The sequence below is a fragment of the Bradyrhizobium sp. UFLA06-24 genome (genome assembly GCF_054967145.1).
In genome coordinates, this window is the sequence record NZ_JADFUE010000016.1 from 68,679 (window position 1) to 81,755 (window position 13,077).

10 protein-coding genes are annotated in these 13,077 nt (G+C 65.3%); 7 read left to right on the forward strand and 3 right to left on the reverse strand.

The window, feature by feature from the left end:
- Positions 1 to 10: 10 nt before the first annotated feature.
- From IF809_RS15605 to IF809_RS15615, 3 genes are all read right to left on the reverse strand, one after another.
- On the reverse strand, positions 11 to 724 hold the full coding sequence (locus tag IF809_RS15605) for an ABC transporter ATP-binding protein (protein ID WP_453981886.1): 714 nt from the start codon (positions 722 to 724) through the stop codon (positions 11 to 13).
- The gene (locus tag IF809_RS15610) at positions 721 to 1,518 is read right to left on the reverse strand and encodes an ABC transporter ATP-binding protein (protein WP_128964036.1); all 798 of its coding nucleotides are present in this window, start codon (positions 1,516 to 1,518) and stop codon (positions 721 to 723) included. Before IF809_RS15610 ends, IF809_RS15605 begins: the two co-directional genes overlap by 4 nt.
- A 66-nt stretch (positions 1,519 to 1,584) precedes the next feature.
- On the reverse strand, positions 1,585 to 2,451 hold the full coding sequence (locus tag IF809_RS15615) for an IclR family transcriptional regulator (protein ID WP_164938976.1): 867 nt from the start codon (positions 2,449 to 2,451) through the stop codon (positions 1,585 to 1,587).
- Positions 2,452 to 2,582: 131 nt separating this feature from the next.
- Here IF809_RS15615 and IF809_RS15620 point away from each other — a divergent pair, with 131 nt between their 5' ends.
- From IF809_RS15620 to glpK, 7 genes are all read left to right on the forward strand, one after another.
- The gene (locus IF809_RS15620; protein ID WP_462837966.1) at positions 2,583 to 4,679 is read left to right on the forward strand and encodes a 3-hydroxyacyl-CoA dehydrogenase NAD-binding domain-containing protein; all 2,097 of its coding nucleotides are present in this window, start codon (positions 2,583 to 2,585) and stop codon (positions 4,677 to 4,679) included.
- Positions 4,680 to 4,898: 219 nt separating this feature from the next.
- A complete protein-coding gene (gene pimA / locus IF809_RS15625; protein WP_462837967.1) occupies positions 4,899 to 6,575 on the forward strand; it encodes a dicarboxylate--CoA ligase PimA in 1,677 nt (558 codons plus the stop codon).
- Positions 6,572 to 7,759, forward strand: a complete 1,188-nt coding sequence (locus IF809_RS15630; RefSeq protein ID WP_453981888.1) for an acetyl-CoA C-acyltransferase — start codon at positions 6,572 to 6,574, stop codon at positions 7,757 to 7,759. The genes pimA and IF809_RS15630 overlap by 4 nt, the downstream gene beginning before the upstream one ends.
- Before the next feature lie 17 nt (positions 7,760 to 7,776).
- On the forward strand, positions 7,777 to 8,967 hold the full coding sequence (gene pimC, locus IF809_RS15635) for a pimeloyl-CoA dehydrogenase large subunit (protein WP_128964040.1): 1,191 nt from the start codon (positions 7,777 to 7,779) through the stop codon (positions 8,965 to 8,967).
- Positions 8,968 to 9,150: 183 nt separating this feature from the next.
- A complete protein-coding gene (pimD, locus tag IF809_RS15640; protein ID WP_462837968.1) occupies positions 9,151 to 10,293 on the forward strand; it encodes a pimeloyl-CoA dehydrogenase small subunit in 1,143 nt (380 codons plus the stop codon).
- Between the two features lie 161 nt (positions 10,294 to 10,454).
- Positions 10,455 to 11,228 carry an SDR family NAD(P)-dependent oxidoreductase gene (locus IF809_RS15645; protein ID WP_453995010.1) on the forward strand — a complete coding sequence of 258 codons (774 nt, stop codon included), beginning with the start codon at positions 10,455 to 10,457 and terminating at the stop codon, positions 11,226 to 11,228.
- 251 nt (positions 11,229 to 11,479) lie between these two features.
- Entirely contained in the window at positions 11,480 to 12,985 is a 1,506-nt protein-coding gene (glpK, locus tag IF809_RS15650) for a glycerol kinase GlpK (protein ID WP_462837969.1), read from the forward strand.
- Positions 12,986 to 13,077: the final 92 nt, after the last annotated feature.

Genomic DNA, 13,077 nt, shown 5'->3' on the forward strand with positions numbered 1-13,077 from the left:
TGCCGGCTCCTCAGTAACCCAGATAGGATTTGCGGATTTCTTCGTTGTTCGCGATGTCCTTGGCGTTGCCGGACATCACGATACGGCCGGTCTCGATCACATAGGCCTGGTCGGCGAGTTCGAGCGCGAGCTGGGCGTTCTGCTCCACCACCAGGATCGACACCTTGTCCTCGCGGTTGATCTTGCCGAGGATGCCGAACAGGTCGCGCACCACCAGCGGCGCGAGGCCGAAGGACGGTTCGTCCAGCAGCATCAGCCGCGGCCGCAGCATCAGCGCACGGGCGACCGCGAGCATCTGCTGCTCGCCGCCCGACAGCGTGCCGGCCTGCTGGGTGTGCCGCTGCTTCAGGACAGGGAAATGCGCATACATCCGCTCGATGTCGGAGACAATGCCGGCATTGTCCTTGCGGGTGATGGCCCCGAGCTGCAGGTTCTCCTCCACCGTCATGGTGGTGAAGGTGCCGCGGCCCTGCGGCACATGGGCGATGCCGTAGCGCACGATGTTTTCGGTCGAGCGGTTGTTCAGCGGCTTGCCGTCGAACTCGATGCCGCCGGTGGAGCGCACCATGTTGCAGATCGCGCGCAGCGTCGTGGTCTTGCCGGCGCCGTTGGCCCCCAGCAGCGTCGTCAGCGAGCCCTCGTTGAGCGAGAAGGAGAGGCCATGAAGGGCCTGGACCTGACCGTAATAGGCGCGCAGGTCCTTGACCTCGAGCAGAACAGTCATTGGTCCTTGCTCCCGAGATAGGCCTTGATGACGTCGGGGTCCGCCTGCACCTGGGCCGGCGTGCCTTCCGCGAGCTTCTTGCCGAAATTCAGGGCGACGACGTGGTCGGCGATCGACATCACAAGACCCATGTGGTGCTCGACCAGCAGCACGGTCATGTGGCGCTCGTCACGGATCTTGCGGATGAGGTCGCCGAGCACGTAGACCTCTTCGTGGTTGAGGCCGCCGGCGGGCTCATCGAGCAGCAGGATCTTCGGATCGGCGGCCAGCGCCCGCGCCAATTCGACGCGCTTCTGCGTGCCGAACGGCAGGCCGGACACGGTGGTGTGGGCGACGTCCTCGAGGTCGAGATAGGCGAGGATCTCGTGCACCTTCTTGTTCACGCTGGTTTCGCTCTTGCGAATCCAGGCGAGGCGCAGTGAATCGCTGATGATGTCGGACGAGGTGCGCGCATGCGTGCCGACGCGGACATTGTCCATCACCGACAGGTTCGGAAACAGCGCGACATTCTGGAAGGTGCGGCCGATACCGATCTCGGCGATGCGGTGCGGCGGGCGGGACAGAATGCTGACGCCTTCCATCAGGATGTCGCCGGACGATGGTTGATAGAGCCGCGACAGGCAATTGAAGAGCGTGGTCTTGCCGGCGCCGTTGGGGCCGATCAGTCCGAGGATCTGGCCCTTGTGCATGTCGAAGGACACGCCATTGAGCGCGACGATGCCGCCGAACACGACGCTGACGTCGCGAACGGCGAGCAGAGGCGATGTCCCCTGCGCGAGCTGTGCCTGCGTCATCTCGTCTCGCCCACACCATTCAGTGGGCGATGGGGCGATGCGGACCGCTCCCGATGATCACAAAGGCTATCTGAACCCCTCGGCCACACGAGCAACTTTTCCTCCTGGTTTCAGCTTTTTGCTGATTTCTTTTTTGGATTGCGGCACCAGACCCCCAAGCACCGCTTCGATGTTCCTTACCATCGCGAGCAGACGTGGTCCAATGTCGTTGATGAGACGTTCTTCCGTGAAGCGGAATGCAGGTGCGCCGCAGTTGAATGCGTAAGGTCCGGTTCCGTCATTGAGCTTGAGCGCGACACCTGCGGCGCCGATGTCGTCGTGCCAATCGCCTACCGACATCGCGAAACCGTATTTCGCGACGGTCTCGCCGGAGCGTTCCAGTCCGTCACGCATCTTGGGCCAGCGGCTGCCGTAATGTTCGCGCAGGACGCGCGACAGCTCGGCGCGATCATCCTCCGCGAGCGCCCAGAAGTACGCGCGGCCCATCGCGCTGGTTGCAATCGGCACGCGGGAGCCGACGTCAAGTTGCACGCCCACCGTCTCGCTGCCGCGGCTCTGTCCGAAATAGATCATGCTGTGACGGTCGCGGCCGCCGACGGCGACGGCTCCTCCCGTCGCGCGCATCAATTCTTCGCGGAATGGTTCGGACAAGTGCCGAACGCCGAGATTGGCGAGTGCGGCGTAGCCGAGCGACATCGCGGCCGGCGTGAGCTGGTACTTCTCGAAGCGGGGAACCGGCGCGAGATAGCCGAGCTTGGTCAGCGTGTAGGTCAGCCGCGACACGGTCGGCTTCGGCAGATTGGTGCGGGCCGCAATCTCCTGATTGCCGAGCAGGCCGTCATTGGGTTGGAAAGCGCGCAATACGTCCAGTCCGCGGGAAAGCGCGACGACGAAATTCCGATCGGTCGCTGTCTTCTTTCCTGTACGCTTCATCCCTGATCTGCTTCTTGCGCGGAGTCGTTGACAAGCCACGTGCTTCAAAATAACCCTGCCGTCAAGATGCGGAATTAAATTCCGCACCGCGAAATCGAACAAAAGTAAATTCCCCACCAAGGAGGGACACCGTGAGCGAAGTGGTCAAGCTTGAGCGTCATGACGAAGTCGGGATCGTCACGGTCGACAGCCCTCCGGTCAACGCGCTGAGTGCCGCAGTCCGCGGCGGTATCCTCGAATGCATCAAGGCCGCGGTCGCCGATCCCGCCATCAAGGGCATCGTGCTGACCTGCGCCGGCCGCACCTTCATCGCCGGTGCCGACATCACGGAATTCGGCAAGCCGCCGAAGCCGCCGGCGCTCAATGACGTGCTCGCCGAGATCGAGAATTCGCCCAAGCCCGTCGTGGCCGCCATCCACGGCACCGCGCTCGGCGGCGGCCTCGAGGTCGCGCTCGCCTGTCATTTCCGCGTCGCGGTCAAGGAGGCCAAGCTCGGTCTGCCCGAAGTGAAGCTCGGCCTGCTGCCGGGCGCCGGCGGCACCCAGCGCCTGCCGCGCGCGGTCGGTCCCGAACTTGCCGTCAAGATGATCGTCGGGGGTGATCCGATCGGCGCGGCGGAGGCGCTGAAGAGCGGCCTGATCGAGGAGATCATCGAAGGCCCGGCCTCGGGCGGCGAGGCTTTCGTGCGCAAGATGGTCGCCGAGAAGCGTCCGCTGCGCCGCCTGCGCGACGATGATTCCAAGATCGCGGCAGCCAAGGCCGACCGCTCGATCTTCACCAATGCGGTCGCCGCCATGACGAAGAAGTCGCGCGGCCTCGAGGCGCCGTTTGCGGCCGCCGATGCCGTCGGCTACGCCATTGACCTACCCTTCGACGAAGGTCTGAAGAAGGAACGCGAGGGATTCCTCAAGCTGGTCGCCAGCGACCAGTCCAAGGCGCAGCGCTACGCCTTCTTCGCCGAGCGCGAGGCCAACAAGATCGCGGGCGTCCCCGAAGGCACCAAGGGCCGCGCCGTCAACCGCGTCGCCATCCTCGGCGCCGGCACCATGGGCGGCGGCATCGCGATGTCCTTTGCCAATGCCGGCATTCCCGTCACCCTGATCGAGACCGGCGAGGAACAGCTCAAGCGCGGCATGGGCATCATGCAGAAGAACTGGGAAGCGACCGCGGTGCGCGGCGGTATTCCCGCGGATGCGCCCGCCAAGCGTATGGCGCTGATCAACGGCGTCGTCGGGATCGAGAATGTCGGCGATGCCGACCTCGTCATCGAAGCCGTGTTCGAGACCATGGCGGTGAAGAAGGAGGTGTTCGGCAAGCTCGACCAGTACGTCAAGCCGGGTGCCGTGCTCGCCTCCAACACCTCGTATCTGAACATCGACGAGATCGCGAAAGCGACCAAGCGTCCGCAGGACGTGCTCGGCATGCACTTCTTCTCGCCGGCCAACGTGATGAAGCTGTGCGAGATCGTGCGCGCCGACAAGACCGCACCGGACGCGCTGGTCACCGCCGTCACCATCGCGCGCAAGATCGCCAAGGTGCCGGTCGTGGTCGGCGTCTGCGACGGCTTCGTCGGCAACCGCATGCTGGCCCAGCGCAGCAAGCAGTCCGAAAAGCTGTTGTTCGAAGGCGCGCTGCCGCAGCAGGTCGACGCCGTCGTCACCAAGTTCGGCATGCCGATGGGGCCGTTCGCGATGGGCGATCTCGCCGGCCTCGACATCGGCTGGCGCTCGCGCAAGGATCGCGGCATCAAGTCTGAGATCGCGGACGCGCTCTGCGAAGCCGGCCGCTTCGGCCAGAAGACCGGCAAGGGCTACTACAAGTACGAAGCCGGCAGCCGTTCGCCGCTGCCGGATCCCGAGGTCGAGAAGTTGATCGACGAGACGCTGCTGCGTCTCGGCCGCAAGAAGCGCGTCGTCAGCGACGAGGAGATCCTCGAGCGCATGATGTATCCGATGATCAACGAGGGCGCGAAGATCCTCGAAGAAAACATCGCGGCGCGTCCGTCCGATATCGACGTGGTCTGGCTCTACGGCTACGGCTGGCCGATCTACCGCGGCGGCCCGATGTTCTGGGCCGACAGCGTCGGCCTCAAGCACATCGCCGATCGTCTGGCTTTCTACGCCAAGGAGACCAACGATCCGAGCCTCGAGCCTGCCCCGCTGCTGAAGAAGCTGGCTGCCGAAGGCAAGACGTTCGCATCACTGGCCGCAGCGTCGAAAGCGGCTTGATCAGGTTGGCAGTCGCCGTGGTGTCGTACTCCGGGCAATACTCTCTCCGTTCCCTCCCCCCTTGTGGGGGAGGGGCAGGGAGGGGGGTACCCCAGGCGAGATCAGCGTTTGTGGCCACCCCCTTCCCCAACCCCTCCCCACAAGGGGGAGGGGAGCCCATCCGTCCGTGCCTGCCTTGCGGTGAGCCACGGCTCGAGTGGTGCGAACCAGCGAATTGAAATGACCCATCCCGGCGAACGATTTTACCCCGAGGGCGTGCATTGGGACGACAGCATCGTCCAGGGTACGCTGCCTGACCTGCTTTCGACGGCGGCTGCGAATTACGGCCCGCGCACCGCGCTGGAATTCCGCGATCGCCCGATCACCTATGCCGAGCTCGCGAGCATGGCCGAGTGCGCGGCGGCGGCCTTCCTGCGCGCCGGCTGCGGCAAGGGAACGTCGATCGCGCTATTCCTCGGCAACACGCCCGATCATCCCGTCAATTTCTTCGGCGCGCTCAAGGCCGGTGCCCGGGTCGCGCATCTGTCGCCGCTCGATGGCGAGATCGCGCTGACCCACAAGGTCTCCGACTCGGGCTCGCGCCTGCTGGTCACCTCGAACCTCCAGGCGCTGCTGCCGACGGCGCTGAAATTCCTGGAGAAGGGGCTGATCGACCGCCTCGTCGTCTGCGAGGATGATGATTGGGGCAAGGTCGGCACGCCGCAGGCGGCGATCCCGAGTGACCCCCGCATCGTCACCTTCAAAGACTTCGTCGAGGGCGCGCCGCTGCCAGCGCAATGGCCGGCCGTTGCCGTCGATGACGTCGCGCTGCTGCAATATACCGGCGGCACCACCGGCCTGCCCAAGGGCGCCATGCTGACGCACGGCAATTTGACTTCGGCAGTGTCGATCTACGACGTCTGGGGCAAGCCGGCACGGGCCGCGCGCGGCGACGTGGTCGAGCGCGTCATCTGCGTGCTGCCGCTGTTCCACATCTATGCGCTCACCGTCGTGCTGCTGTCCTCGCTCCGCCGCGGCAATCTGATCTCGCTGCACCAGCGCTTCGATGTCGAAGCCGTGATGCGCGACATCGAGGTCAAGCGCGCCACTTACTTCCCGGGCGTGCCGACCATGTGGATCGCGATCGCCGCGCTGCCCGATCTCGACAAGCGCGATTTCTCCTCGCTCACCGCCATTGGCTCCGGCGGTGCGCCGCTGCCGGTCGAGGTCGCGAGCTTCTTCGAGCGCAAGGTCGGCAAGAAGCTGAAGAGTGGCTGGGGCATGACCGAGACCTGCTCGCCCGGCACCGGCCATCCGCCTACCGGACCCGACAAGCCCGGCTCGATCGGGTTGATGCTGCCCGGCATCGAGCTCGATGTGGTCGCGCTCGATGATCCCAGGCGCGTGCTGCCGCCGGGCGAAGTCGGCGAGATCCGCATCAAGGGCCCGAATGTCACCAAAGGCTACTGGAACAAGCCGGAGGGATCCACGGAGGCCTTCGTCGACGGTCGCTTCCTCACCGGCGACATCGGCTATCTCGACACCGACGGCTATTTCTTCCTGGTCGACCGCAAGAAGGACATGATCATCTCCGGCGGCTTCAACGTCTATCCGCAGATGATCGAGCAGGCGATCTACACCATTCCGGGCGTGCACGAGGTGATCGTGCTCGGCATTCCCGACCCCTATCGCGGCGAGGCCGCAAAGGCCTTCATCAAGCTCAAGCCCGACGCAAAGCCGTTCTCGCTCGACGAATTGCGTGCCCAGCTCGCCGGCAAGCTCGGCAAGCATGAATTGCCCGCGGAGGTCGAATTCGTCGACGATCTGCCGCGCACGCCGGTCGGCAAATTGTCGCGCCACGAATTGCGCCAGCAGCGAAAACCATCACAATCCAACCAACCAGGAGGTCGTTCTTGACCGACGCCGTCATCGTTTCCACCGCCCGCACGCCGATCGGCAAGGCCTATCGCGGCATGCTCAACGCCACCGAGGGCGCCACGCTGCTGGGCCATGCCATCGGCGAAGCCGTCGCGCGCGCGAAAGTCGATCCGAAGGAGATCGAAGACGTCGTGATGGGCGCTGCGCTCCAGCAGGGCGCGACCGGCGGCAACATCGCGCGCAAGGCGCTGCTCCGCGCCGGCCTTCCCGTCACCGTCGCCGGCACCACCATCGACCGGCAATGCGCCTCGGGCCTGCAGGCGATCGCGCTGGCCGCGCGTTCGGTGATCTTCGACGGTGTCGAGGTTGCGGTCGGTGGCGGAGGCGAGTCGATCAGCCTCGTGCAGAACGACAAGATGAACGGCTTCCACGCCCAGGACCCGGCGCTGCTCAAGATCAAGGGCGAGGTCTACATGCCCATGATCGACACGGCCGAGATCGTTGCCAAGCGCTACGGCATCTCGCGCGAACGTCAGGACGAATATTCGCTGGAGAGCCAGCGCCGCACCGCCGCCGCGCAGCAGGCCGGCAAGTTCAGGGACGAGATCGCGCCGATCACGACGCAGATGGCGGTCACCGACAAGGCGACCGGCACTGTCTCGATGAAGGAAGTCACGCTGTCGCAGGACGAAGGCCCGCGCCCCGAGACCACCGCTGAAGGCCTTGCGGGCCTCAAGCCCGTGCGCGGCGACGGTTTCACCGTCACCGCCGGCAATGCCAGCCAGCTCTCCGACGGCGCCAGCGCGACCGTCATCATGAGCGACAAGGAAGCCGCCAGGCGCGGGCTCAAGCCGCTCGGCATCTTCCGCGGCTTCGTGTCCGCCGGCTGCGAGCCTGACGAGATGGGCATCGGCCCCGTTTTCGCGGTGCCGCGCCTCTTGAAGCGCCACGGCCTCACCGTCGACGACATCGGCCTCTGGGAGCTCAACGAAGCCTTCGCGGTGCAGGTGCTGTATTGCCGCGACAAGCTCGGCATCGACCCCGACAAGATCAATGTCGACGGCGGCGCGATTGCGGTCGGCCATCCCTACGGCATGTCCGGCGCGCGGCTCACCGGCCACGCCCTGATCGAGGGACGCCGCCGCAAGGCCAAATATGCGGTCGTCACCATGTGCGTCGGCGGCGGCATGGGCGCGGCCGGCTTGTTCGAAGTGTTGCAGTAATTCTAAGGGAGGATCCGATGGATCTCGCATTCACGAAAGAAGAGCAGGCGTTTCGCGAGGAAGTGCGGTCATTCTTCCGCGACAACGTGCCGCCTGATACGCGGCGCAAGCTGGTCGAGGGCCGTCACCTCACCAAGGACGAGATGGTGACGTGGTGGCGCATCCTCAACAAGAAGGGCTGGGGCGTCAGCCATTGGCCCACGCAGTATGGCGGCACGGGCTGGACGTCCGTGCAGCACTACATCTTCAACGAGGAGCTGCAGTCCTACCCGGCGCCGCAGCCGCTCGCCTTCGGCGTCAGCATGGTCGGCCCGGTCATCTACACCTTCGGCAACGAGGAGCAGAAGAAGAAGTACCTGCCGCGCATCGCCAATGTCGACGATTGGTGGTGCCAGGGCTTCTCGGAGCCGGGCTCGGGCTCTGATCTCGCTTCGCTGAAGACCAAGGCCGAGCGCAAGGGCGACAAGTGGATCATCAACGGCCAGAAGACCTGGACCACGCTGGCGCAGCACGCCGACATGATCTTCTGCCTCTGCCGCACCGATGCGTCCGCCAAGAAGCAGATGGGCATCTCCTTCATCGTATTCCCGATGAAGTCGAAAGGCGTCACCGTGCGCCCGATCCAGACCATCGACGGCGGCCATGAGGTCAACGAAGTGTTCTTCGACGACGTCGAAGTGCCGTACGAGAACCTGATCGGCGAGGAGAACAAGGGCTGGGACTACGCAAAATTCCTGCTCGGCAATGAGCGTACCGGCATCGCCCGGGTCGGCGTCTCCAAGGAGCGGCTGCGCCGCATCCGCGATCTCGCCGGCAAGGTCGAATCATCAGGCAAGCCGATCATCCAGGATCCGGCGTTCCGCGAGAAGCTCGCAGCCTGCGAGATCGAGCTGAAGGCGCTCGAGCTGACCCAGCTTCGCGTCGTCGCCGACGAAGGCAAGCACGGCAAGGGCAAGCCCAATCCGGCCTCCTCGGTGCTGAAGATCAAGGGCTCCGAGATCCAGCAGACCACCACCGAGCTCCTGATGGAAGTGATCGGCCCGTTCGCCGCGCCCTACGACGTGCATGGCGACGACGGCTCGAACGAAGCCATGGACTGGACCGCCCAGATCGCGCCGAGCTACTTCAACAACCGCAAGGTCTCGATCTACGGCGGCTCCAACGAGATCCAGCGCAACATCATCGCCAAGGCGGTGCTGGGGCTGTGATCTACTCCCTCTCCGCGGAGGCGGGGAGGGCAATGTTTCCACCGTCATTCCGGGGCGCGACGAAGTCGCGAGCCCGGAATCCATCGGGCCCCATATGCTGAGGCGAAATGGATTCCAGGCCTGGCCCTTCGGGCCATCCGGGAATGACGAAGCCAAATAGTCCGGGTACGAGGAACCAAAGAAATGGATTTTGATCTGAACGAGGAGCAGCGGCTTCTCAAGGAAAGCATCGACGGCCTGCTGACCGACTCCTACGACTTCGAGAGCCGCAAGAAATACATGAAGGAGAAAGGCGGCTGGAGCAAAGCCGTCTGGCTCAAGCTCGCCGAGCAGGGTCTGCTCGGTTTGCCGTTCAGCGAGGCCGATGGCGGCTTCGGCGGCGGCGGCGTCGAGACCATGATCGTGATGGAAGCGCTCGGCAAGGCGCTGGTGCTCGAGCCGTATCTGGCGACGGTCGTGATCGGCGGCGGCTTCCTGCGCCACGCCGGCACCGACGCGCAGAAGGCCGCGCACATTCCCGGGATCATCGACGGCAGCAAGACGCTCGCCTTCGCCCAGCTCGAGAAGAACTCGCGCTACGATCTGTTCGACGTCTCGACGACGGCGAAGAAGAAGGGCGACGGTTGGGTGATCGACGGCGAGAAGTTCGTCGTGCTCAACGGCGAGAACGCCGACACGCTGGTCGTCACCGCCCGCACCAAGGGCAATCGCCGCGACACGAGCGGCATCGGCGTGTTCCTGGTGCCGGCGAATGCCAAGGGCGTCACGAAGAAGTCCTATCCGACCCAGGATGGCCTGCACGCCGCCGACATCACCTTCACCGGCGTCGAGGTCGGCAGCGATGCCGCGATCGGCAATCCCGAGGACTCGCTCGCGCTGATCGAGCGCGTGGTGGACGAAGCCCGCGTCGCGCTCTGCGCCGAGGCGGTCGGCCTGATGGACGAATCGCTCAAGACCACGGTCGAGTACATCAAGACGCGTAAGCAATTCGGAGTCGCGATCGGCTCGTTCCAGTCGCTGCAGCACCGCGCCTCCGACATGTTCGTCGCGGCCGAGCAGGCGCGATCGATGTCGATGTTCGCGACCATGGCCGGTGATTTCGAGGACGCCAAGGAGCGCGCCAGCGCCATCGCCGCGGCCAAGGCGCAGATCGGCAAGTCGGCCAAGTTCGTCGGCCAGCAGTCGATCCAGCTCCACGGCGGCATCGGCATGACCATGGAGGCTAAGATCGGCCACTACTTCAAGCGCCTCACCATGATCGAGAACACCTTTGGTGACACCGACTACCACCAGCGCCGCGTCGCGGATTCGGGCGGGTTGATTTGAGTTGATCTGAACCACACGACGACTGTCATGCCCCGGCTCGACCGGGGCATCCAGTATTCCGCGGCAGCAGTTCGTTCACGCAACTTCCGCCGCGGAGTACTGGATCGCCCGATCAAGTCGGGCGATGACACTGACCAAGCGGCGTCAACGGAGCAACACCCATGAAAAACACCCCGTTCGATCTCACCGGCAAGGTCGCCGTGGTCACCGGCTCCAGCCGCGGCATCGGCCGCTCTTCGGCCGAGTTGCTGGCAAAGCTCGGCGCGAAGGTCGTGGTCTCCTCGCGCAAGGCCGAGGCCTGCAAGGAGGTCGCCGACCGTATCAACGCCTCCGGCGGCGATGCCACCGTCATCCCCTGCAACATCGCGCGCAAGAACGAGGTCGAGGCGCTGATCTCCGGCGCCACGAAACACTACGGCAAGATCGACATCCTCGTCTGCAACGCCGCGGTGAACCCGTATTACGGCCCGCTGCTCGACATCACGGACGAGGCCTTCGACAAGATCATGGGCTCGAACGTGAAGAGCAACATCTGGCTTTCCGCGCTCGCGATCCCGCAGATGGCCGAGCGCGGCAAGGGCTCGGTGGTCATCATCTCCTCGATCGGGGGCCTGCGCGGCTCGACCGTGATCGGCGCCTACGGCATCTCGAAGGCGGCGGATTTTGCGCTGTGCCGCTCGCTCGCCGGCGAGTGGGGTCCGAAGGGCGTCCGTGTCAATTGCATCGCGCCCGGCCTCGTCAAGACCGATTTCGCCCGCGCGCTGTGGGAAGACGAAGCCAACCTCAAGCGCCGCACCGCCACCACGCCGCTGCGCCGCATCGGCGAGCCCGATGAGATCGCCGGCGCGGTCGCCTATCTCGCTTCGGACGCGTCGAGCTTCATGACCGGCCAGACCATCGTCATCGACGGCGGCGTCACCACGGCGGCGGTGTAGGCGCGGTCTACTCCCTCGCCCCGTTCTTACGGGGAGAGGGTTGGGGTGAGGGGCCTCTCTCCGCGCACGAGATCGTCGTGAGACCTGTACCCCCTCACCCGGAATCCGCGCTTCGCGCGAATTCCGACCTCTCCCCGCAGGCGGGGCGAGGTGAAACAAGGCCGCACCGCTGGTATTGACCTTCCGGCTCCAATCCGCTCCCTTTGGCGCGACACAATGACCCCTCCAGGGCAACGCCAAGGTAAACCGCCATGTCTTTCGTCCTCGCCATCGACCAGGGCACCACCTCCTCGCGCGCGATCGTGTTTCGCGGCGACATCTCCATCGCGGCGAAGGCGCAGGCCGAGTTTCCGCAGCACTTTCCGGCCTCGGGCTGGGTCGAACACGAGCCGGAGGACATCTGGACCTCGACCGTGATGGTGTGCCGCCAGGCGATCGAGCAGGCCGGCATCACCGCAAAGGACATCGCCGCGATCGGCATCACCAACCAGCGCGAGACCACCGTGGTGTGGGATCGCGCGACTGGCCAGGCCGTGCACCGGGCCATCGTCTGGCAGGACCGCCGCACCGCCGACATCTGCGCGAAACTCAAGGCCGAGGGCCGCGAGCCCCTGATCTCGCAGAAGACCGGCCTGATCATCGATCCCTATTTCTCCGGCACCAAGGTCGCCTGGATCCTCGACCACGTCCCCGGCGCGCGGGCGCGTGCGGCGCGCGGCGAATTGATGTTCGGCACCGTCGATTGCTACCTGCTGTGGCGCCTGACCGGCGGCAAGGTCCACGCCACCGACGCCACCAACGCCTCGCGCACGCTGCTGTTCAACATCCATACCGGCCAGTGGGACGACGAGCTCCTGGAGATCATCGGCGTGCCGCGCTCGATGCTGCCGGAAGTGAAGGATTCTTCCGCCCGTTTCGGCGAGAGCACGCCCGATTTGTTCGGCGGCCCGATCGTGATTTCAGGCATCGCCGGCGACCAGCAGGCCGCGACCATCGGCCAGGCCTGCTTCCGCCCGGGCATGATGAAGTCGACCTACGGCACCGGCTGTTTCGCGCTGCTCAACACCGGCGCCACGCCTGTGGTCTCCAAGAACAAGCTGCTCACCACCGTCGCCTACCAGCTCGACGGCAAGCGCACCTATGCGCTCGAAGGCTCGATCTTCGTTGCAGGCTCGGCGGTGCAATGGCTGCGCGACGGCCTCGGCATCATCAAGCACGCCGCCGAAACCGGACCTCTCGCCGATCAATCGGACTCGATGCAGAGCGTCTATCTCGTGCCTGCTTTCGTCGGCATGGGCGCGCCGTACTGGAATCCGCGCGTGCGCGGCGCGCTGTTCGGCCTCACCCGCAACACCGGCCCCGCCGAGCTCGCGCATGCGGCACTGGAGAGCGTCTGCTACCAGACCTTCGATCTCTGGGCGGCGATGCGCGCGGATTGGCCGTGCTCGGAAACCGCGAGCGTCGTGCTCCGCGTCGACGGCGGCATGACCGCCTCCGACTGGACCATGCAGCGCCTCGCCGATCTGCTCGACGCGCCGGTCGACCGGCCGGTGATTCAGGAAACCACTGCGCTCGGGGCCGCCTATCTCGCCGGCCTCAATGCCGGCGTCTATCCCGAGCCGACCAAATTTGCCGACAATTGGCGCCTCGAGCACCGCTTCAAGCCGAACATGAGCGAAGCGACTCGCGAACGAAAGCTCGCCGGCTGGGCGCGCGCGGTGAAGGGCGTGCTGGCGAGCGACGAGGGGGAGGGGTAGGCGGACTCTTGTAGCCCGGACGGAGCCAACGGGTCGGCGCGCAGCGCCGCCCGATGACAGGCTCCGCGAAATCCGGGATTCTTTCCGCGGGC

Bases quoted from the DNA above. Each gene is read 5' to 3' on its own strand.
- IF809_RS15605 (WP_453981886.1), bottom strand. From the start codon at position 724: ATGACTGTTCTGCTCGAGGTCAAGGACCTGCGCGCCTATTACGGTCAG.
- IF809_RS15610 (WP_128964036.1), bottom strand. From the start codon at position 1,518: ATGACGCAGGCACAGCTCGCGCAGGGGACATCGCCTCTGCTCGCCGTT.
- IF809_RS15615 (WP_164938976.1), bottom strand. From the start codon at position 2,451: ATGAAGCGTACAGGAAAGAAGACAGCGACCGATCGGAATTTCGTCGTC.
- pimA (WP_462837967.1), top strand. From the start codon at position 4,899: ATGACCCATCCCGGCGAACGATTTTACCCCGAGGGCGTGCATTGGGAC.
- pimC (WP_128964040.1), top strand. From the start codon at position 7,777: ATGGATCTCGCATTCACGAAAGAAGAGCAGGCGTTTCGCGAGGAAGTG.
- pimD (WP_462837968.1), top strand. From the start codon at position 9,151: ATGGATTTTGATCTGAACGAGGAGCAGCGGCTTCTCAAGGAAAGCATC.
- IF809_RS15645 (WP_453995010.1), top strand. From the start codon at position 10,455: ATGAAAAACACCCCGTTCGATCTCACCGGCAAGGTCGCCGTGGTCACC.
- glpK (WP_462837969.1), top strand. From the start codon at position 11,480: ATGTCTTTCGTCCTCGCCATCGACCAGGGCACCACCTCCTCGCGCGCG.